At 61.2% G+C, this 18,774-nt stretch carries 19 protein-coding genes; 13 read left to right on the top strand and 6 right to left on the bottom strand.

Features of this window, described 5'->3' with window-relative positions; genetic code table 11:
• The first annotated feature begins 12 nt into the window (after positions 1–12).
• The 8 genes from J3P75_RS02825 to J3P75_RS02790 all read left to right on the top strand — a co-directional run bounded on the left by J3P75_RS02825 (position 13) and on the right by J3P75_RS02790 (position 9,175).
• A complete protein-coding gene (locus J3P75_RS02825; protein ID WP_203419761.1) occupies positions 13–1,953 on the top strand; it encodes a DUF294 nucleotidyltransferase-like domain-containing protein in 1,941 nt (646 codons plus the stop codon).
• Positions 1,950–2,657, top strand: a complete 708-nt coding sequence (locus tag J3P75_RS02820) for a 3'-5' exonuclease (RefSeq protein ID WP_434709267.1) — start codon at positions 1,950–1,952, stop codon at positions 2,655–2,657. Before J3P75_RS02825 ends, J3P75_RS02820 begins: the two co-directional genes overlap by 4 nt.
• A gap of 208 nt (positions 2,658–2,865) precedes the next feature.
• Entirely contained in the window at positions 2,866–3,384 is a 519-nt protein-coding gene (locus tag J3P75_RS02815) for an RNA polymerase sigma factor (RefSeq protein ID WP_434709266.1), read from the top strand.
• Positions 3,381–4,352, top strand: a complete 972-nt coding sequence (locus J3P75_RS02810; protein WP_434709265.1) for a FecR domain-containing protein — start codon at positions 3,381–3,383, stop codon at positions 4,350–4,352. Before J3P75_RS02815 ends, J3P75_RS02810 begins: the two co-directional genes overlap by 4 nt.
• 210 nt (positions 4,353–4,562) lie before the next feature.
• Entirely contained in the window at positions 4,563–6,989 is a 2,427-nt protein-coding gene (locus tag J3P75_RS02805; protein ID WP_434709264.1) for a TonB-dependent siderophore receptor, read from the top strand.
• Positions 6,990–7,064: 75 nt separating this feature from the next.
• Positions 7,065–8,195 carry a PepSY-associated TM helix domain-containing protein gene (locus J3P75_RS02800; RefSeq protein ID WP_434709263.1) on the top strand — a complete coding sequence of 377 codons (1,131 nt, stop codon included), beginning with the start codon at positions 7,065–7,067 and terminating at the stop codon, positions 8,193–8,195.
• Positions 8,192–8,371, top strand: coding sequence for a hypothetical protein (locus J3P75_RS02795; RefSeq protein WP_090286950.1), 180 nt, complete (start codon positions 8,192–8,194; stop codon positions 8,369–8,371). The genes J3P75_RS02800 and J3P75_RS02795 overlap by 4 nt, the downstream gene beginning before the upstream one ends.
• Positions 8,372–8,545: 174 nt before the next feature.
• Positions 8,546–9,175, top strand: a complete 630-nt coding sequence (locus J3P75_RS02790; RefSeq protein WP_434709261.1) for a glutathione S-transferase — start codon at positions 8,546–8,548, stop codon at positions 9,173–9,175.
• A 178-nt stretch (positions 9,176–9,353) separates the two neighbouring features.
• On the opposite strand, the gene creD is transcribed toward J3P75_RS02790, so the two are convergent.
• The 4 genes from creD to J3P75_RS02770 form a co-directional block, all read right to left on the bottom strand.
• Positions 9,354–10,721: a cell envelope integrity protein CreD gene (gene creD, locus J3P75_RS02785; RefSeq protein ID WP_434709260.1), complete on the bottom strand. Its 1,368-nt coding sequence runs from the start codon at positions 10,719–10,721 to the stop codon at positions 9,354–9,356.
• Between the two features lie 176 nt (positions 10,722–10,897).
• Complete coding sequence (creC, locus tag J3P75_RS02780) at positions 10,898–12,316, bottom strand: two-component system sensor histidine kinase CreC (RefSeq protein ID WP_434709259.1); 1,419 nt, start codon at positions 12,314–12,316, stop codon at positions 10,898–10,900.
• A complete protein-coding gene (gene creB, locus J3P75_RS02775; RefSeq protein WP_434709258.1) occupies positions 12,316–12,996 on the bottom strand; it encodes a two-component system response regulator CreB in 681 nt (226 codons plus the stop codon). Before creB ends, creC begins: the two co-directional genes overlap by 1 nt.
• Positions 12,997–13,064: 68 nt before the next feature.
• The gene (locus tag J3P75_RS02770; protein ID WP_090286958.1) at positions 13,065–13,568 is read right to left on the bottom strand and encodes an ATP-dependent zinc protease family protein; all 504 of its coding nucleotides are present in this window, start codon (positions 13,566–13,568) and stop codon (positions 13,065–13,067) included.
• Between the two features lie 260 nt (positions 13,569–13,828).
• Between J3P75_RS02770 and J3P75_RS02765 the strand changes: the two genes are divergently transcribed.
• Positions 13,829–14,716 carry an acyltransferase gene (locus J3P75_RS02765; protein ID WP_434709257.1) on the top strand — a complete coding sequence of 296 codons (888 nt, stop codon included), beginning with the start codon at positions 13,829–13,831 and terminating at the stop codon, positions 14,714–14,716.
• Between the two features lies 1 nt (position 14,717).
• On the opposite strand, the gene J3P75_RS02760 is transcribed toward J3P75_RS02765, so the two are convergent.
• Complete coding sequence (locus J3P75_RS02760) at positions 14,718–15,275, bottom strand: DUF2780 domain-containing protein (RefSeq protein WP_434709256.1); 558 nt, start codon at positions 15,273–15,275, stop codon at positions 14,718–14,720.
• A gap of 149 nt (positions 15,276–15,424) precedes the next feature.
• Between J3P75_RS02760 and J3P75_RS02755 the strand changes: the two genes are divergently transcribed.
• The 4 genes from J3P75_RS02755 to J3P75_RS02740 all read left to right on the top strand — a co-directional run bounded on the left by J3P75_RS02755 (position 15,425) and on the right by J3P75_RS02740 (position 17,370).
• Positions 15,425–16,060, top strand: a complete 636-nt coding sequence (locus tag J3P75_RS02755; RefSeq protein WP_434709255.1) for a sigma-70 family RNA polymerase sigma factor — start codon at positions 15,425–15,427, stop codon at positions 16,058–16,060.
• Positions 16,057–16,731 (top strand): anti-sigma factor, encoded by a 675-nt coding sequence (locus tag J3P75_RS02750; RefSeq protein WP_434709254.1) that lies wholly within the window; start codon positions 16,057–16,059, stop codon positions 16,729–16,731. Before J3P75_RS02755 ends, J3P75_RS02750 begins: the two co-directional genes overlap by 4 nt.
• An 82-nt stretch (positions 16,732–16,813) precedes the next feature.
• On the top strand, positions 16,814–17,080 hold the full coding sequence (locus tag J3P75_RS02745; protein WP_434709253.1) for a hypothetical protein: 267 nt from the start codon (positions 16,814–16,816) through the stop codon (positions 17,078–17,080).
• A 77-nt stretch (positions 17,081–17,157) separates the two neighbouring features.
• Positions 17,158–17,370 (top strand): cold-shock protein, encoded by a 213-nt coding sequence (locus tag J3P75_RS02740; RefSeq protein WP_434709252.1) that lies wholly within the window; start codon positions 17,158–17,160, stop codon positions 17,368–17,370.
• Positions 17,371–17,424: 54 nt separating this feature from the next.
• On the opposite strand, the gene fdhA is transcribed toward J3P75_RS02740, so the two are convergent.
• Complete coding sequence (gene fdhA / locus J3P75_RS02735) at positions 17,425–18,624, bottom strand: formaldehyde dehydrogenase, glutathione-independent (RefSeq protein ID WP_090286964.1); 1,200 nt, start codon at positions 18,622–18,624, stop codon at positions 17,425–17,427.
• Between the last annotated feature and the right edge of the window lie 150 nt (positions 18,625–18,774).

Genomic DNA, 18,774 nt, shown 5'->3' with positions numbered 1-18,774 from the left:
AAGACTGCGGTAATGGTTATGAGTAAAGCGGACGCCTTCACCCAGGCAGGGAAAACCGCGGTTTTGCAGAACATTCAGGGCACCCTGCAATTCCTCCAGCGCTTCCCGCCCTTCAATCAGATGGAACACGCCCACCTCGCTTATCTGGTCGAGCAATGTCAGCTGCGGTTTTACGCCCAGGGCGAGAGCATCATCAAACCCGCCGACGGCCCGGTCGAACATTTCCATATCGTCAAACAGGGCCGGGTGGTCGGCGAGCGTCCGCACACCGCCAAGGGCGGCACCGAAACCACTTTCGAGATCACCACCGGCGAATGCTTTCCGCTGGCGGCGCTGTTGGGCGAGCGCGCCACGCGCACCGAGCACCTCGCCGGCGAAGACACCTTCTGCCTGCAATTGAACAAACTGGCGTTCATCAAACTGTTCGCCCTCTCCAACCCGTTTCGCGATTTCGCCTTGCGCGGAGTCAGCAGCCTGCTCGATCAGGTCAATCAGCAAGTGCAGCAGAAAGCTGTGGAAACCCTCGGCACCCAGTATTCGCTGAACACACGTCTGGGCGAACTGGCGATGCGGCATCCGGTGACGTGCGCGCCCGACGCGCCACTGCGCGAAGCGGTGAAGCTGATGCACGAGCAGCAGGTCGGCAGCATCGTCGTGGTAGATGAACACAAGGCGCCGCTGGGGATTTTCACCCTGCGCGATTTGCGTCATGTCGTGGCCGAAGGCATTGCTGATTTCAATCAAGCCATCGAGCGCCACATGACCCGCGCACCGTTTTATCTGTCGCCGGATCACAGCGCATTCGACGCGGCAATTGCCATGACCGAACGGCACATTGCGCACGTCTGTCTGGTCAAGGATCAGCGCTTGTGCGGCGTGGTCTCCGAGCGCGATCTGTTCTCGCTGCAACGGGTCGATCTGGTGCATCTGGCGCGAACCATCCGCAGCGCCCAGCGCGTCGAACAACTGGTCAGCCTGCGCGGCGAGATCGGCCAACTGGTCGAGCGCATGCTTGCTCATGGCGCCTCCTCGACGCAGATCACCCACATCATCACCCTGCTCAACGATCACACCGTGTGCCGAGTGATCGAATTGACGCTCGCGGAAAAAGGCGACCCCGGCGTGCCGTTCAGCTGGTTGTGTTTCGGCAGCGAAGGCCGCCGCGAACAGACGCTGCACACCGATCAGGACAACGGCATTCTGTTCGACGCCCGCGACGCTGCGCATGCCGCGGAGATTCGCGGCAAGCTGCTGCCGATCGCCCAACAGATCAACCACAGCCTGGCGCAGTGCGGTTTCACTCTGTGCAAAGGCAACGTCATGGCCGGCAATCCCGAGCTGTGTCTGTCGCGAGCGGAATGGGCGCGGCGTTTCGCGGCGTTCATTCGTGAGGCGACGCCGGAAAACCTGCTCGGCTCGAGCATTTATTTCGATCTGCGCGTGGTCTGGGGCGATGAGAAAAGCTGCGAGCAGTTGCGTCGCGGAATTCTCGAGCAGGTCGGCGACAACCGCTTGTTCCAGCGCATGATGGCCGAGAACGCCCTGCGCAATCGGCCACCGGTCGGGCGCTTCCGCGAGTTCGTGCTGGCGCGCAAGAACGGCGAAAAAGCCACGCTGGACCTGAAGATCCAAGGCCTGACGCCATTTGTCGATGGTGCACGCCTGCTGGCGCTGGCCAACGGCATCGACGCCAACAACACCCTCGAACGCTTCCGCCAACTGGTTGCTAAAGAAGTCATCGAACCCCTCGACGGCGCGGCGTATGAAGAGGCGTATCACTTCATTCAGCAAACGCGCATGCAGCAGCACCAACTGCAGACGCGCGAGAATCTGCCGTACTCCAACCGCGTCGACCCGGACAGCCTCAACCATCTCGACCGGCGCATCCTGCGCGAATCCCTGCGTCAGGCTCAGCGCCTGCAAAGCAGCCTGACCTTGCGGTATCAGCTATGAGCCTGTTCTCGTGGCTACGTCCGCCCAGCACGCCGGTGTCGGCTCAGTTGCAACAACGCCTGGCGCAGTTGCCGGTGGTCACCGAGTTGCGCGAATGCACGCTGCGCGAACAGCGCTGGGTGGTGCTGGATCTGGAAACCACCGGGCTCAATCTGAACAAGGATCGCGTGTTATCCATTGGTGCCGTGGTGATCGAAGACGGCGCGATCGATTTCGCCCAGCAGTTCGAGCGCACGCTGCAATGTCGCGAATTGAAGATCAGCCCGAGCGTGCTGATCCATGGCCTGGCGCCCAGCGCGATCGCCGCCGGCAGCGATCCGGCCGAGGCGTTGCTGGAGCTGATGGAATTCATCGGCGACAGCCCGGTGCTGGCGTTTCATGCGCCGTTCGATCAGCACATGCTCGGGCGTGCCTTGAAGGAGCATTTGGGGCACAAACTCCAGCATGTGTTTCTCGACGTGGCCGATATTGCCCCGCTGGTTTGCCCGCAGGCACAGATTCGCGAGGCCGGGCTGGATGAGTGGATCGAGTGGTTCAAACTTGAGGTATTCGAACGGCATAACGCCAGTGCCGATGCGTTGGCGACGGCGGAACTGGCGTTGATCCTGTTCAGCCGTGCGCGGGCGCAGCAGATTCACAGCCCGCGAAATTTGCAGCAGCGCTTGAGTCAGTGGAAGCGGCGGCAGCAGTCGCCGTCTTTTTAAGACTTCGGCGCCTGCCCAGTCCCCTTCGCGAGCAGGCTCGCTCCCACAGGGAAGCGCATTCCAAATGTGGGAGCGAGCCTGCTCGCGAAGAACGATAACGCGATTTTCCAGACATCACCTGACCAGTGGCCAATTGCTAACCATTCCCACCTCTGCCAGAATCGCGAACAATTCGCGTTAGTTAATCTTTCCCAATCGGTGATGTCCGGTGTCGTCAGTCCCAAGCCCTCACAGTCAGCTTGTCGGTGCGCTGTATCGCGACCATCGTGGTTGGCTGCTGGCGTGGCTGCGGCGCAATGTGGCTTGTCCGCAGCGTGCCGAAGACCTGAGCCAGGACGCCTTCGTGCGCCTGCTCGGTCGCGATGAGTTGCTGACACCGCGTGAGCCGCGCGCTTTTCTGGTGGCGATCGCCAAAGGCCTGCTGTTCGACTACTTCCGCCGCGCCGCGCTGGAACAGGCCTACCTCACTGAATTGATGCTGATCCCCGAAGCCGAACAACCGTCGGTGGAAGAACAGCAAATGATCCTCGACGACCTCAAGGCCATCGACCGCTTGCTCGGCAAGCTCTCGACCAAGGCCCGCGCCGCGTTTCTGTATAACCGCCTCGATGGCCTCAGCCATGCCGAGATCGCCACCCGCCTCGGCGTCTCGGTGCCGCGTGTGCGTCAGTATCTGGCGCAAGGGATTCGCCAGTGCTACATCGCCCTGTACGGTGAGCCAACATGAACCCGGCCAGTTCCCGACCGGTGCCGGCGCACGTGCTGGATGCAGCGATTGCCTGGCAACTGACCCTTGATTCGAGCAGCCCGCTGGAGCGCGAGGAGTTCGCCAAATGGCACGCGGCGAATGAGGAACACGCCCGCGCCTGGCGCCAGTTGGGCATGCTCGATCAGCGTTTCAGCGTGGCCAAAGGTCCGGCGCGCAGTGCCTTGCTGCAATCGCGCGAGGGCATACGCCGGCGCGTGCGCAAACTCGGCAGCGGTCTGGCCAGTGTGGCGTTGATCGTCGGTCTGGGGCTGTTCGCCAGTGAACGCTTTCTGCCGCTGGATTACTGGCTGGCCGACCAGCGCACTGCGACCGGCGAGCAGCGCACCGTGCGCCTGGCGGATGGCACCGTGCTCAATCTCAATACCCACAGCGCGGTGGACGTGCGTTTCGATGACCAGCGCCGGTTGATCGTCTTGCAGGAAGGCGAAATTCTGGTCGAGACCGGCCATGGTGATGCGCGGCCATTTATCGTCGAAACCCGCGAAGGCAGCATGCGTGCCCTGGGCACGCGATTTCTGGTCAAGCGTGAAGAAGACGGCACGCGGTTGAGCGTGTTGCAGTCGGCGGTGGCCGCCCATGGGCAAGCCAACCCGCAGGAACAGATTCTGCGCGCAGGCCAGCAAGTGCTGCTGCGCCGCGATGGCCTCGGCACGGTCGCCGCGCTCAATCCCGGCGCCGATGCCTGGACCCGCGGCATGCTGGTGGTCGATAACGCGCGCCTCGGCGATCTGCTGCATGAACTGGGACGCTATCGTCGCGGATACCTCGGCGTGGCGCCGGAGGTGGCGGACCTGCGGATTACCGGCAGCTTCCCGCTGCTCGATACCGATAAAGCCCTGAGCGCACTGCTGCCGACGTTGCCGGTGCAGATCGAGCGGCATACACCTTATTGGGTCACCGTGGCGAAGGCCGAGCCCACGCCTTAGAAATTCGCAGGCTGTGAAATGGCTATCGCGAGCAGGCGAAGGCCTACAGTTGGAATGCGTTCCCTTGTAGGCCTTCGCCTGCTCGCGATGGCGGCATCAGCCCCCCACATGATTTGCAGCGAAAAAATTATTTTCATCCAGCCCTATCACTTTTCCAATCTCGTCCGGCACACAGGCAATTGAGAAATATTTCCATTCAGGAGCCGCCGTATGTCCCGTTCGCTAGACACCTTGTTGCGTCCCAGTCTGCTGGCTGTCGCCATTGCGCTCGGCGCCCCGCTGATCAGCAGCCCATTGCTCGCCGCCGAGCAAGCGTCCAGCGTGCGCGCCTACAACCTGCCGGCCGCGCCGCTGTCGACCACGCTGAACCAGATCGCCAGTCAGGGCGGCCTCGCTTTGTCGTTGAACCCGTCGCTGGCGGCAGGCAAGACTTCGGCGCCGGTCAGCGGCCAGTACGATGCCGCCGGCGCCCTGCGCGCCGCCCTGCGTGGCACCGGTCTGCAACTGGAACAAAGCAGCGCCGGCACCTACACCCTGGTCGCGGTGCCTGAAGGTACGCTGGCCCTGCCGGAAACGGCGGTCATCGGCGTGGAAAATCTGGAAACCGCCTGGGGCCCGGTCGAGGGCTACACCGCCACCCGCACCGCGGCCGGCACCAAGACCGACACCGCACTGGTCGAAGCGCCGCGCTCGATCTCGGTGGCGACCCGTCAGCAAATGGACGACCGCAGCGTGCACAGTCTCGACGATGCCGTGCGCTACATGCCGGGCATCACCGCCAGCAGCTACGGCAGCGACACCCGCGCTGACTGGCTGCGTGTGCGCGGTTTCGAACCGACCCAGTTCCTCGATGGCCTGCCGCTGCCCAAAGGTGTGTACGCCAACCCGAAACAGGAAACCTGGAACCTCGACCGCCTCGCCCTGCTGCGCGGCCCGGCCTCCTCGGTCTATGGCCAGACCCCGCCGGGCGGCCTGCTCGACATGGTCAGCCGCCGCCCGAGTGCGGAAGCGAGCAACGAAATCCAGCTGCAATACGGCAGCGACAACCACCGCCAGATCAACTTCGCCAGCACTGGCAAGATTGATGACGCCGGGCAGTTTTTGTACGGCATCAGCGGCGTGGTACGCGACAGCGGCACGCAGGTCGATCACGTCGACAACAAGCGCTACAACATCGCGCCGAGCCTGACCTGGAACATCGACGACGACACCAAATTCACCCTGCTGAGCCAGTTCACCCGCGACGACACCGGCATCACCAGCCAGTTTCTGCCGATCCAGGGCACCAAGATCAATTCGCCGTTCGGTGATATCTCTCACCACAAGAACCTCGGCGATCCAGACTGGGAATATTACGATCGCACCTACTACGCGCTGGGCTACGCCTTCGAACATCGGCTGAACGATGTCTGGCAGTTCAAGCAGAACCTGCGCTACACCAAATCGGATCTGTCGTTTCAGGTGCTGACGCCGGGCTCTTATCCATTCACCATGGTGGATGAGCAAGGCAACGTCGGTCGCACCAGCACCAGCGTCGAAGAAGACATCAGCCAGTTCGCCGTGGACAACAACTTCCAGGCCGATTTCGCTACCGGTGACATCCGCCACACCCTGCTGCTGGGTCTGGATCACCAGCGCAGCAATACCAACTACACCTCGATTTTCGGCGATGGCCTGACCACCAACGTGATCACCCCGATCTACGGCCAGCCGATCGTGCGTCCGGCGCGCTCCACGGCGTTTTACGACTACGACCAGAAAACCTACCAGACCGGCCTGTACGTGCAGGATCAAATGGCCCTCGATCAATGGCGCCTGACCCTCGGTGGCCGTGAAGACTGGGTGCACACCAGCACGCAATTCATCAACCAGGGCGATGCCACCAACACTCAGCGCGACAAGAAATTCAGCGGCAACGCAGCCCTCAGCTACGTGTTCGACAACGGTTTTGTGCCGTACCTGTCGTACGCCGAGTCGTTCCAGCCAACCACCGGCGCCGACGCCACGTCCACCGGTTCGTTGAAACCCACCGAAGGCAAGCAATGGGAATTGGGCATCAAGTACCAGCCGCCGGGCAGCAAGACCCTGCTGACCGCTGCCGTGTATGACCTCACCCAGAAGAACGTCTCGGTCAACACCTTCGTCAACAACGTCTCGATCACCAGCCAGACCGGCGAAGTCAAAGTCAAAGGCCTGGAGCTGGAAGCGGTGTCCGACGTGACCGACAACCTCAAAGTCATCGCTGCCTACACCTTGGCCAAGTCGGAAGTGCAAAACGGCGTCGACAAGGGCAATCGCCTGCAACTGATGCCCAACCAGCAAGCTTCGCTGTGGACCGATTACACCTGGCACAGTGGTGTGCTCGACGGCTTCGGCATTGGCGGCGGCGTGCGTTACACCGGCAATACCTATGGCGACAAGGCCAACACCTGGCTGGGCAAGGCCGACGCCTACACGGTGTTCGACGCTTCGGTGCATTACGACCTCGGCCGCCTCGACAACAGCCTCAAAGGCGCGTCGCTGGCGGTCAATGCGACCAACCTGTTCGACAAGGAATACATTTCCACCTGCGACAGCTTCTATTGCTACTACGGCGACCAGCGCAGCGTCGTCGCCAGTGCCACTTACAAGTGGTAAGCGCGTGAGCTGAAAACAGGCCCAATTACCAGGCCGTCCCCAGGGGACGGCTTCGGTGTTTTTGAAGGTCATGCAATGAAAAGTAAAACCATCCGCCGCTGGTCGTTCATTCACACCTGGACCAGCCTGATCTGCACGGTGTTTCTGCTGATGCTGGCACTGACCGGTCTGCCGCTGATTTTCAGCCACGAGATCGATCATCTGCTGGGCAACGCTCCCGAGTTGCGCGAGATGCCGGCCGACACGCCGCAGCTGAATTTGCAGCAACTGGTCGATGCCGCGCAGCAGCATCGACCCGGCGAAGTCATGCAGTACTTCGGCTATGACGACGAAGACCCGAACGCCGCCTTCGCGATCATGGCGAAAACCGCCGACACCGAACCGAACTCGTCGCACACCTTCATGCTCGATGCGCGCACCGGCGAAGCGCTGGAAACGCCCTCGGCCAACGGCGGCTTGATGCTGTTCATCCTGCGCCTGCACGTCGACATGTTCGCCGGGCTGCCGGGCAAACTGCTGCTGGCGTTCATGGGGTTGTTGTTTGTGGTGGCGATCGTGTCCGGGACGGTGCTGTACCTGCCGTTCATGCGTCGCTTGAAATTCGGCACTGTGCGCCAGGACAAATCCACGCGGCTGCGCTGGCTCGACCTGCATAACCTGATCGGCGTCGTGACGCTGACGTGGTGTCTGGTGGTGGGCGTGACCGGGGTGATCAGCGCCTGCGCCGACCTGCTGATCGCCGCGTGGCGCAACGATGCGCTGACCACGCTGATTGCGCCGTACCGCGACGCGCCGCCGCTGACGCAATTGGCGCCAGCCACGCGTTTGCTCGACATCGCCGCTGAAGTCGCGCCGGGCATGAAGCCGGATTTCATCGCCTTCCCAGGCACGCGTTTTTCCAGCGAACACCATTACGCGGTGTTCATGAAGGGCGGCACGCACCTGACTTCGCATCTGCTGACGCCGGTGCTGATCGATGCCACGACCTTGCAAGTCACCGCCGTGGCCGAGCGCCCGTGGTACATGGACGCCATGGGCATGTCCCAGCCTTTGCATTTCGGTGATTACGGCGGCATGCCGATGAAAATCCTGTGGGCCACGCTCGATGTGTTGACCATCATCGTGCTGGCCAGCGGCGTGTACCTGTGGGTGGTGCGGCGCAAAGCGGCGAACCGCGTTGCCGAAACCGCGGAGGCCTCGGCATGAAGCCGCGTCAGTCGAGTTTCTGGAAGGTCTTCAGCACACCGATCGTGATCGCCCTGCTCAGTGCGGCGGGGTTGTTTGCGGCGTTGCTGGGGGACGGCATCTGGGATGCGTTGAGCTGGGTCGGCCTCGGCGTGCCGGCATTTCTGGCGATAAGAGGCTTTGTGCCGCGAAGCTGAAAATCCCTTGTAGGAGTGAGCCTGCTCGCGATAGCGGTCTGTCTGTAACTTCTTTTCTGACTGACCCACCGCTATCGCGAGCAGGCTCACTCCTACAGAGGGTAGGTGTTCGGCTTGAGCCGGGCGTGTAACAGGCTATGCTGCGCCATCATTGTCCTGATCGAGACCTTGCCCATGTCCGCCCCCAGCATGACCCTGTACCACAACACCCTCTCCCCGTTCGTGCGCAAAGTGATGGTGTTGCTCCACGAAACCGGGCAGCAGGATCGCGTGGCGCTGCAAGACTGTGTGCTCAGCCCGGTCAGCCCGGACCTGGCGCTGATCGCCGACAACCCGTTGAGCAAGATCCCTGCCCTGCGTCTGGCTGATGGCAATGTCATCCATGACAGCCGCGTGATCCTTGAATACCTCGATCAGCAGCACGTCGGCAATCCGCTGATCCCGCGTGAAGGTGCGGCGCGCTGGCGGCGGCTGACGCTGGCGTCGATGGCCGACGGGATCATGGACGCCTCGGTGATGGTGCGTTACGAAACCGTCCTGCGCCCGGTGGAAAAACACTGGGAGCAGTGGCTCGACGCGCAGCGCGACAAGATCCGCCGCGCCCTCGCCGTGCTGGAGAGCGAGGCGATTGCCGAGCTGACCAGCCACTTTGACGTGGCCGCCATCAGTGTCGCCTGTGCGCTGGGTTATCTGGATCTGCGCTTCCCGGACATGGACTGGCGCGCGGCCAATCCACAACTGGGCAACTGGTATTTTGAAGTGAGTCAGCGGCCTTCCATGGTCGCGACAATGCCCAAGCCTTGATGCTGCGGCGCCTGTTCTGCCCCCATCGCGAGCAGGCTCACTCCTACAATTGACCGCGTTCCCCTGTAGGAGTGAGCCTGCTCGCGATGGCACCACCTCGGTTCCACAGGTAAAAAGCAAATGATCCGCGTCACCAACTCATCCTTCCAACGCTGATCCTCTCTCAATCCCACCCCGCTCATTCCACCACCCCCAGATCAAACTCCAGCGGCTTCGCCGGTTTCTGCGCAAGCGCATACCAGTCCAGCCGGCGCGTCAGCACCATGAGCACCCCGAGCAGTCCGAACAGCAACAGAGAGCCCATCAGCAGCGCGTAATCCTCAGCGCTCAGCAATCCATAAAGCAGGCCATACAACGCTGCCAGCCCGGCGGAAAAACTCAAGCCGTGACGCACGCTGCGCAGCACATGGCAGACGTAAAAGCCGATCAGCAACACGCAACCACTGGCCGACAGCAGATAGGCCAGGGCAAAGCCGATGTGCTCGGACAGCGACAACAGCAACAGGTAAAAGAACGCCAGCGCCACACCGACCAACGCGTACTGCACCGGGTGCACCGCGAGGCTCTTGAGTACTTCGAAGAGGAAGAAACCGGCGAAGGTCAGGACGATGAACAGCAAGGCGTATTTGATCGCTCGGTCGCTTTTCAGGTACTGATCGACCGGGTCGATGAAGCTGACGCCAAAGCTGCGACCGTTCAGCCCATCGCCGTCGCCGACGATGCAGCGGTCCATCGCCTCTTGCAGGTTGGTGGAGAAAAACGAGGTCTGCCATTCCGCGCTAAAACCCTCATCGTTGATCTCACGCTTGGCCGGCAGGAAGTTGCCAACGAAGCTTGGGTGCGGCCAGTTGGCCTTCAGGCTGACGCTGCTGGTCTTGCCCACCGGCAATACTTTCAACGAGCCGGTGCCTTGCAGGCGCAGGTCGAAGGCAAAGCTCAGTTGCGTAACTTTGCCAGTGTCCAGCGCTGGCAGCGTTACGTGCACACCTTCACCGATCCAACCCACTTCCGAACCGGGGACAAAGTCCAGGCGCTGGCCGTCAAGTTCCAGTTTCAAGGCGTTTTCGATGCCGCGAATATCGCTGATGCCGACCGCCAGGAACGGCGCGTCGAACTGGTAATCGGTGAAATTCTCTTTGATGCCCAATTGCGCCGGCACAGTGAAATGAGCGTTGATGCGGTTGTCGGCGTGGAACAGCCGCGCCTCATAAATGCCGCGCTTGCGCAGCTCGGTTTCCACCTGTCCGTCGAGTTCGAAACGCTCCGGCAGAAAGTACAAGCGCCCACGTTCTTCGCCGACTTCTTCGTAGCGCTGATTGGTTTTTTCGTTGGTCTTCCAGGTGCGCACGACCTTGCGATACGGCACCACCATCACCGGCCCGCTCAGCTGCTGGCTGTAGCTGGAGCTGCGGGCGATGTCATCGAGCACACCGTCGCGCAACTGTTGGCGCTCGTCGATGACGCCGTCGATCATCAGCAGCGGTATCAGCAACAGCAGGATCAGCAAGGCGATGGCGCCGAGCTTGATGGTCAGATTTCGGTTCATGGGACTCTCCCTGTTTGGATGGGGAGAGTCTGCTGAGATGGTGTGGGGGGTTTATGGGGAAATTATGGAGATTGTGTGGAGAATGTACCGGCCCTATCGCGAGCAGGCTCACTCCTACAGGTGATCGCATTTCAAATTGTAGGAGTGAGCCTGCTCGCGATGGCCGCGACTCGGTCTCAAGGCAGGCGCAATGAAACTTCCACACCGCTTTCAACATTGCGAATGCTCAGTGATCCACCATGCAACTTGACCACTTCTTCAACGAAGTTAAGCCCCAACCCGGTGCTCTTGCGCCCACTGTCCGGGCGCGGCAATGAGTAAAACCGCTCGGTCAGGCGCGGCAAGGCGTAATCGGGAATCGGCGCAGTTTCGTTGAACAGTCGCACCTCGATCTGCTCGCCAACCCGCTCGGCACTCAAGCGCAACAGCCCCCGCGCCGGAGTGAAATCCAGAGCATTTTCCAGCAGATTGCCCAACGCCTGACGCAGCAGAAACGGCTCACCAATCAGCAACAGATCCGCGCCAATCGCTTGCTCGACGCGCAGCTGCTTGCCCTCGATCCGCGCAGCCTGCGCCTGCAGCAACTCTGCGATCAACAGCGTCAGCGGCACTGCCACACGCTCTTCCAGGCCTTGACGTTGTTCGACCTGCGCCAGATTGAGCAAGCGTTCGATCAACTGCTGCATCCGCGCGCTTTCGCTGTCGATGTTGCTGACAAAGCGCAGGCGCTGGACGGGCGGCATATCGCTTTGCAGCAACTCCGCCGCACCACGAATCGCCGCTAACGGGCTTTTCAGTTCGTGGGTCAGCGTGTGCACATAGCGCTCGACGTAGGCTTTGCCTTCAAGCTGTGTGCGCATCTGCTCCACCGCGGTGGCGAGCTGTTGCAGTTCGCCGCCGCGATAATGCGGCACTTCCACACGCCGGCCTTCGCTCACCGCCTGGGCATAACCGGTCAACCGGTGCAGCGCGCGGCTCAGCCACCACGACAACAACGCGCCGAACAACAGGCCGAGGCCGATCAGCGCGGCGCCGTAAATCAGCAAGCGCCGCTCAGTGCGATCGACGTAGGGCTGCAACGAGCTGTTCGGTTTGGCCACGGTGACCACCCCGATGATCTTGCCGTTGTCGCGGATCGGCGCGCCGACATGCATCACCGAGGAGTTCGGATCGTCAGGATCACTGCGGCTCGAGCGCGCGCCGTATTCGCCGCGCAAGGTCAGGTAGACGTCATTCCAGCGCGAGTAATCCTGGCCGACCGCGACGCCGCTGGAGTCGAGCACGACGATGCCTTTGGCGTCGGTCACGTAGATACGGTGGTTGACCTGATTCTTCGGCAAGCCCCAGATCGTCGCCTGCGGCTGGCGCTCGCCATAGGCGCGCAGCAATTGCGGCCAGCGGTTTTCACTGAGGGTGCCGGCCTTGAAGTCGTCGCGCAGGATTTCCGCCATCAGGTTGGCCGTGTCGACCAGGGTTTCTTCGGTGGACTGGCGCACGCCGGGGCGGATTTCTTCCATCACCGTGTTGAGCACGAAATACCCGGTCAGGCCGACGAACAGCACATACACGAGAAAAATCCGCAGCCCCAGCGACATCAGCTGTGCCCCGGGCTGTAGCTGTAGCCGAGGCCGCGATGGGTCTGGATCGGCTCGGCGTCGGCGCGCACCAGACGCAATTTGGCGCGCACGCTTTTGATGTGGCTGTCGATGCTGCGCTCGTAGCCGGCGTCGGCAGCCACGCCCAAGGCGTCGAGCAGTTGCTCGCGACTGAACACCCGCTCGGGTTGTTCGAGCAGGCATTGCAACAGGCGAAATTCGTGACGGGTCAGGCTCAGGGTCTGGCCGCGATAGATGATCTGCACCCGATCGGCATCGATGCGAAACAGCGCTGAACCGGCTTCAATCACCGGGCGCGGTGCCATGCGTTTGAGGATTGCCTTCACCCGAGCGGCAACTTCACGCGGGCTGAACGGCTTGACCACGTAATCGTCGGCGCCGATTTCCAGGCCGACCACGCGATCGATCTCGGCATCCCGCGCGCTGAGAAACAGCACCGGCACTTCGCTGAAACGCCGCAGCTGTTTGCAGGTCTCGAAGCCGCTGATGTCCGGCAGACCGATATCAAGAATGATCAGATCGGCCGGGGTCTGCCGCTGATGCTCCAGCGCCGCCGCGCCGAGGCTCAGCCACGTGGTGCTGAAGCCCTCGCCCTGCAGGGCGAAAATCAGCGTATCGGCAATCGCCGCTTCGTCTTCGACAATCAGGATATGGGGCATGGCGTCCGAGCCTGTGGGTTAAGTGCGCGAACGGTGCCCCAAGCCTGACGTTACGTCAATGAGACCACTCAGCAGTCCGGCTTGTCGGCGGTGAAGCGCCGCGCCGGATTGACTGCGGCGCCAAACTCACGCAAGGCCTTGGCACCGATCAGCAGCGGATAGTTGAAGTGGCTGCGGTCGGTCAGGTTGACCTCGACGGTGCGCTTGACGTTGCCCAGGCACAGCTCCAGATCGACCACCGGGCGCTTGGCGACGTCGGTGCTTTCACCCTCGTCCTCTTCGTCCGAACGGCTCTTGATCTTGCTGATGCGCGCGACCTTGTGTTCGTAGACCTTGTTGCTGGCGTCCTTGGTGGCGAGGCGAAAACGCACCCAGTCATCGCCATCGCGGGTGAAGGTCTCGATGTCCTTGGCCGACAGCGAGGCGGTCAGCGCACCGGTGTCCATCTTGGCCTTGAGCACTTCACCGCCGATTTCCGGCAGCGCGATGTATTCATAGCGCCCGTACAGGGTCGGCTCGGCGGCCATGACCGGCAGGGCGACGAGGGCAAACAGTGCAAGGAGGGATTTCACGTAGGGGGCTTCCTTGGGAGAGGTTGGGCAACGGGATTTTAGACCGTTGCGCGCTTGATCGTTCCCACGCTCTGCGTGGGCAATGCCTCCAGTGACGCTCTGCGTCACAGGGACGCGGAGCGTCCCGGGCGGCGTTCCCACGCAGAGCGTGGGAACGATCAGGTTAACGCGACTAAAGTGAAACATTCGTCACCACCGATTTGGCCTGTCGCGCGAAGCTGCTTATCATGGCCCGCCCCTGACACTTCGTAGAGTTGCCTATGCGCCGCCTGCTCACCGGCTGTTTCGTCACCCTGCTGCTGTTGCTCAACACCCTGATCCTGATCGGGCCGTTGATGGTGTTTGCCTTGCTCAAACTGGTCGCACCGGGGCACTGGCGCGATTATGCGTCCGCGGCGGTGATGTGGATTGCCGAGACCTGGGCCGAGATCGACAAGCTGATCTTCCAGCTGTGCATTCCGACGCAGTGGGACATTCGTGGCGGCGACGATTTGCGTCGCGACACCTCCTATCTGGTGGTCAGCAATCATCAATCGTGGGTCGACATTCCCGCGCTGATCCAGACCCTCAACCGGCGCACGCCGTTCTTCAAGTTCTTCCTCAAGAAAGAGCTGATCTGGGTGCCGTTCCTTGGGCTGGCGTGGTGGGCGCTGGATTACCCGTTCATGAAGCGCTACACCAAGGCCTTTCTGGCGAAGAACCCGGAACTGGCAGGCAAGGATCTGGAGATCACCAAAGCGGCGTGCGAGCTGTTCAAACGTCAGCCGGTGACCGTGGTGAATTATCTGGAAGGCACCCGCTACACCTTGGCGAAAAGCACACAACAGACATCACCGTTCAATCACCTGCTCAAACCCAAGGCCGGTGGCGTGGCGTTCGTGCTCGCGGCGATGGGCGAACAGCTCGATGCGATGCTCGATGTGACGGTGGTCTACCCGCAAGAAAAAATTCCGGGGTTTTGGGATCTGATCAGTGGCAGTGTTCCGCGAGTCATCATCGACATCAAGACCCGCGAACTCGACCCGGCGCTGTGGCAGGGCGATTACGAGAAGGACCCGGTATTTCGCGAGCGCGTCCAGAACTGGGTCAACCAGCTCTGGACCGAGAAAGATCAGCGAATCGCCGAACTGCGCAACCAGCGCCGTTGACTCAGCTACCGGTGCCAGCGCCCCAGATATTGCCCAGGCTGCTCAGCAGCGAACCGCCGACACCCTGCTGACCGAGGTATTGCAGGAGCACCGGGGCAAACTGGCCGATCATGCCGCTGTCCATGCCCAGCGCACTGAACGCATTGTTCAGGTCGCTGCTGTCCTTGACGTTGCCCAGCGCCTTTTCCAGCCCGGCGGATTTGCCCGACGAACCGAGCAACGCGCCCAGCGCGGCCAGATTGCCGCTGCCACCGGACAACTTGTCGATCCCCGGCACTTCCTTGGCCAGTTGCGAATAGTCGGTGCTGCTCAGCTGGTTTTTCGCCAGGCCCAGCATCGCACTGGTGCCGCCCACCGCTTGCTCCGGCGTCACGTCCAGCGCACTCAGGGCACTGAGCAAACCGGCGGTTTCCGAGGTCGGCGCCGCCGCGGCGGCCTTGTCGCCACCCTGCATGCCCGAGACCGCACCGGCCACGTCATTCAGGCTGAAACCGGCAAACACCGGGCCGGCAGCCAGGGTCAGGAGCGATGCCAGGGCAAAACCGCGTGAAATCTTCATTCAGACATCCTCTCGAGCTGTGAAAACCACCCGGTCGACGGGCAGTAAAACTGCCGGTTTGACCGGGTATCCAGGCGCATGTTCCGGCGCGGCGCATCCATTTTCATCTGACCTGCGTATATAAAACGTGAAACCCGGACGCCGACGCGATGAATGGCACAACCGCTGTCGCTGAACTAGCCTGTGAACAGTTCGAGCCTCGCCCTCGTGCGCTCACGCTTGTCTGGAGAATGGTCATTTCCATCGCCGACACCGATCAGTTGCGCCAGCTCCTCGCCCAGTGCTCACAAGGGGATCGGCGCGCCTTCGAAACGCTGTACCGCAGCGTCGGGCCGCGCCTGCACGGCGTGGCGCTGCGCTTCATGGGCCGTGCCGATCTGGCCGAAGAGGTGCTGCAGGAAAGCTTCGTGCGCATCTGGCACAACGCCTCGCGCTACGAGGCGCACTTGTCGGCGCCGCTGACCTGGATGATCAACATCACCCGCAATCAAGCCATCGACCAATTGCGCAAGCAGCGCGAGCGGCCGCTGAGCGAGGTTGAGCAAGACGCGCTATCGGATGAAAGCCCCTCGGCGCACGAACAACTGAACAGCGCCCGCGAAGCCCACGCGCTCAAGCGCTGCCTGAAAACCCTCGACGGCATGCAGCGCCAATCGATCACCGTGGCCTATTTTCAGGGGTTGTCCTGTAGCGAACTTGCCGAACATCTGGCCACGCCCCTGGGAACCGTCAAATCGTGGATTCGCCGAGGCCTGGAACGCCTGCGCCGGTGCCTTGAATCATGAACTACCAGACCCCTGCCCTGCGCCGCGCCCTCGCCGCCGACTATGCAATCGGCTTGATGCCTGCGCCGGCGCGGCGGCGCTTTGAACAGTTGCTTGTGGATGACGCGGCATTAAGGGTTGAACTGGCGCAATGGCAGGAAAGCCTGACCTCTTTGACCGAAGCGTTGCCGGAACAACCGGTGCCGGAGCGTGTGTGGCACAGCATTACCGCGCGCATCGAACCGCAAGTGCTGCACGTACCCGAGAAACGGCCGTTTTGGAATTGGCTACGGCTCACAGCGGCGGCGTGCTCCATCGTCGCGCTGGTGTTCATCGGCTCGCTGTACAACCGTGACGACGCCCGCTACAGCGCCACTCTGTTAAGCGCCGATGCAAAACCGGCGCTGAAGGTCGAAGCGCATGCGGATTATCTGCAGGTCGAACCGCTGATACTTGCAGCGGTGGAGGCGGATCGCAGCCTCGAATTGTGGGCGATTCCCGACGGTGGCACGCCGATCTCACTGGGTGTGGTTCCGGTTGGGGGCAAGGGCAAGGTCGAGTTGAGCGAGGCGCAGAAAGCCTTGATCGGCAAGCCGATTGTGTTGGCGGTAACGCTAGAGCCCAAAGGTGGGTCACCGACTGGCAAGCCAACCGGACCGGTTCTTTATCAAGGTTCGCTAGCCGCGCTTTGATTTTTTAGGCGCTTTATTACTTACCTTAGACGCAGCTATTCCCAAAAACACTAAACACCTGTCAGATCTGACAGGTGTGCTGATGCTTGGACTCGAATACGCTGTTGATGAATCAAAAGTTAGATTAAAGCGAGGTGCTAACAACGGTTATTCAACGGGAGATACAGAGATGGAAAAGCTATGCCATACGCGCGATCAACTGCTCAAATCAGATGTCCCGCCGATCATCTTTTGCATCAGCCCGGACGATCCGATCATCAAACACATCAAAGCGGGGCAGAAGGTGACTTATGACCTTGTGCGCGGGGACAACGGTCGTTATTACGCTGTAGATCTTAAATTGGCTTAGGACGAGGACAAGGTTGATAGCCCTCAACCTTGGTTTTGTATTGTTTTAGCCATCCCATAAAGTCAGGAAGCACGAACATGTCAAACAGAGAAACCGGTACCGTTAAATGGTTTAACGATGACAAAGGCTTTGGTTTCATCACTCCAAAAAATGGCGGTGATGATCTTTTCGTCCATTTCAAAGCCATCCAATCGGATGGATTTAAAAGCTTGAAGGAAGGGCAAATTGTTTCTTATGTCGCAACGCAAGGACAGAAAGGCAAACAAGCGGAGGAAGTTAGAGTCGAATAGGATACATCGAGAAACGGCGACCCTGAGGTCGCCGTTTTGCGTTGCAATAAAACCCTACGCCGCACTAAACAACTTATGCGGATCAATCACAAACTTCTTCGGCACGCCCGCATCGAACTCGCCATACCCTTCCGGCGCCTGATCGAGGCTGATCACCTGCACGCCCACGACTTCGGCGATGTTGATGCGATCCCACATGATCGCCTGCATCAACTGGCGGTTGTACTTCATCACTGGGGTTTGCCCAGTGTGGAAGCTGTGCGACTTGGCCCAGCCCAGACCGAAGCGAATGCTCAGGCTGCCCATTTTTGCGGCGGCGTCGACGGCACCCGGATCTTCGGTGACGTACAGGCCCGGGATACCGATCTTGCCGGCAACGCGCACCACGCCCATCAGTGAGTTGAGGACGGTGGCCGGGGCTTCGGCCTTGACGCCGTCGTGGCCGTGGCCGCGGGCTTCGAAGCCGACGCAGTCGACCGCGCAGTCGACTTCCGGCTCGCCCAGCAGTGCAGCGATCTGTTCGTGCAGCGGGGTGTCCTTGGACAGGTCGACGATTTCGAAACCCTGCGCCTTGGCGTGGGCCAGGCGGATGGTGTTGACGTCGCCGATGATCACCACTGCCGCGCCGAGCAGACGTGCCGAAGCGGCAGCGGCCAGACCGACCGGGCCGGCGCCGGCAATGTACACGGTGCTGCCCGGACCGACGCCGGCGGTGACTGCGCCGTGGTAACCGGTCGGGAGGATGTCGGAGAGGCAGGTCAGGTCGCGGATCTTCTCCATGGCCTTGTCGCGGTCCGGCAGTTTCAGCAGGTTGAAGTCGGCGTACGGCACCAGCACGTATTCGGCCTGGCCGCCGGTCCAGTCGCCCATGTCAACGTAACCGTAAGCGCCACCGGCACGGGCCGGGTTGACGGTCAGGCAGACGCCGGTGTGTTGCTCCTTGCAGGAACGGCAGCGCCCGCAAGCCACGTTGAAGGGAACGGAGACCAGGTCGCCGATCTTCAGGTTTTCGACGTCGGAGCCTTTTTCGATGACCTCGCCAGTGATTTCGTGGCCTAGCACCAGACCGGTCTGCGCCGTGGTACGGCCGCGCACCATGTGCTGGTCGGAGCCGCAGATATTGGTGGAAACCACACGCAGGATCACACCGTGTTCGATCTTCCTGCCGCGCGGGTCCTGCATTTTCGGATAGTCGATTTTCTGTACTTCGACCTTGCCAGCGCCGAGATACACCACACCACGATTGCCAGACATGCTTTCACCTCACTGTTGTTTTTATGGAACCGCGTTGCCCCAAGAAGGGCAGCGCGTTGAGTGCTCGGGTTATTGCTTGTTGGGTTTTGCGTTGTTTGTTATGGCCTCATCGCGAGCAGGCTCACTCCTACATTTGGAATGCGTACCCCT

The organism is Pseudomonas sp. R1-1 (assembly GCF_051132135.1).
Taxonomy (GTDB): Bacteria; Pseudomonadota; Gammaproteobacteria; order Pseudomonadales; family Pseudomonadaceae; genus Aquipseudomonas.
The sequence above is the reverse complement of the archived record's forward strand: the minus strand, read 5'-3'. Positions and strand labels throughout refer to the sequence as shown.

What these genes read in the sequence shown, in the direction of transcription:
- J3P75_RS02825 (WP_203419761.1), top strand. Translation starts at nt 13, where the DNA reads ATGGTTATGAGTAAAGCGGACGCCTTCACCCAGGCAGGGAAAACCGCG.
- J3P75_RS02820 (WP_434709267.1), top strand. Translation starts at nt 1,950, where the DNA reads ATGAGCCTGTTCTCGTGGCTACGTCCGCCCAGCACGCCGGTGTCGGCT.
- J3P75_RS02810 (WP_434709265.1), top strand. Translation starts at nt 3,381, where the DNA reads ATGAACCCGGCCAGTTCCCGACCGGTGCCGGCGCACGTGCTGGATGCA.
- J3P75_RS02805 (WP_434709264.1), top strand. Translation starts at nt 4,563, where the DNA reads ATGTCCCGTTCGCTAGACACCTTGTTGCGTCCCAGTCTGCTGGCTGTC.
- J3P75_RS02800 (WP_434709263.1), top strand. Translation starts at nt 7,065, where the DNA reads ATGAAAAGTAAAACCATCCGCCGCTGGTCGTTCATTCACACCTGGACC.
- J3P75_RS02795 (WP_090286950.1), top strand. Translation starts at nt 8,192, where the DNA reads ATGAAGCCGCGTCAGTCGAGTTTCTGGAAGGTCTTCAGCACACCGATC.
- J3P75_RS02790 (WP_434709261.1), top strand. Translation starts at nt 8,546, where the DNA reads ATGTCCGCCCCCAGCATGACCCTGTACCACAACACCCTCTCCCCGTTC.
- creD (WP_434709260.1), bottom strand. Translation starts at nt 10,721, where the DNA reads ATGAACCGAAATCTGACCATCAAGCTCGGCGCCATCGCCTTGCTGATC.
- creC (WP_434709259.1), bottom strand. Translation starts at nt 12,316, where the DNA reads ATGTCGCTGGGGCTGCGGATTTTTCTCGTGTATGTGCTGTTCGTCGGC.
- creB (WP_434709258.1), bottom strand. Translation starts at nt 12,996, where the DNA reads ATGCCCCATATCCTGATTGTCGAAGACGAAGCGGCGATTGCCGATACG.
- J3P75_RS02765 (WP_434709257.1), top strand. Translation starts at nt 13,829, where the DNA reads ATGCGCCGCCTGCTCACCGGCTGTTTCGTCACCCTGCTGCTGTTGCTC.
- J3P75_RS02760 (WP_434709256.1), bottom strand. Translation starts at nt 15,275, where the DNA reads ATGAAGATTTCACGCGGTTTTGCCCTGGCATCGCTCCTGACCCTGGCT.
- J3P75_RS02755 (WP_434709255.1), top strand. Translation starts at nt 15,425, where the DNA reads ATGAATGGCACAACCGCTGTCGCTGAACTAGCCTGTGAACAGTTCGAG.
- J3P75_RS02750 (WP_434709254.1), top strand. Translation starts at nt 16,057, where the DNA reads ATGAACTACCAGACCCCTGCCCTGCGCCGCGCCCTCGCCGCCGACTAT.
- J3P75_RS02745 (WP_434709253.1), top strand. Translation starts at nt 16,814, where the DNA reads ATGCTTGGACTCGAATACGCTGTTGATGAATCAAAAGTTAGATTAAAG.
- J3P75_RS02740 (WP_434709252.1), top strand. Translation starts at nt 17,158, where the DNA reads ATGTCAAACAGAGAAACCGGTACCGTTAAATGGTTTAACGATGACAAA.
- fdhA (WP_090286964.1), bottom strand. Translation starts at nt 18,624, where the DNA reads ATGTCTGGCAATCGTGGTGTGGTGTATCTCGGCGCTGGCAAGGTCGAA.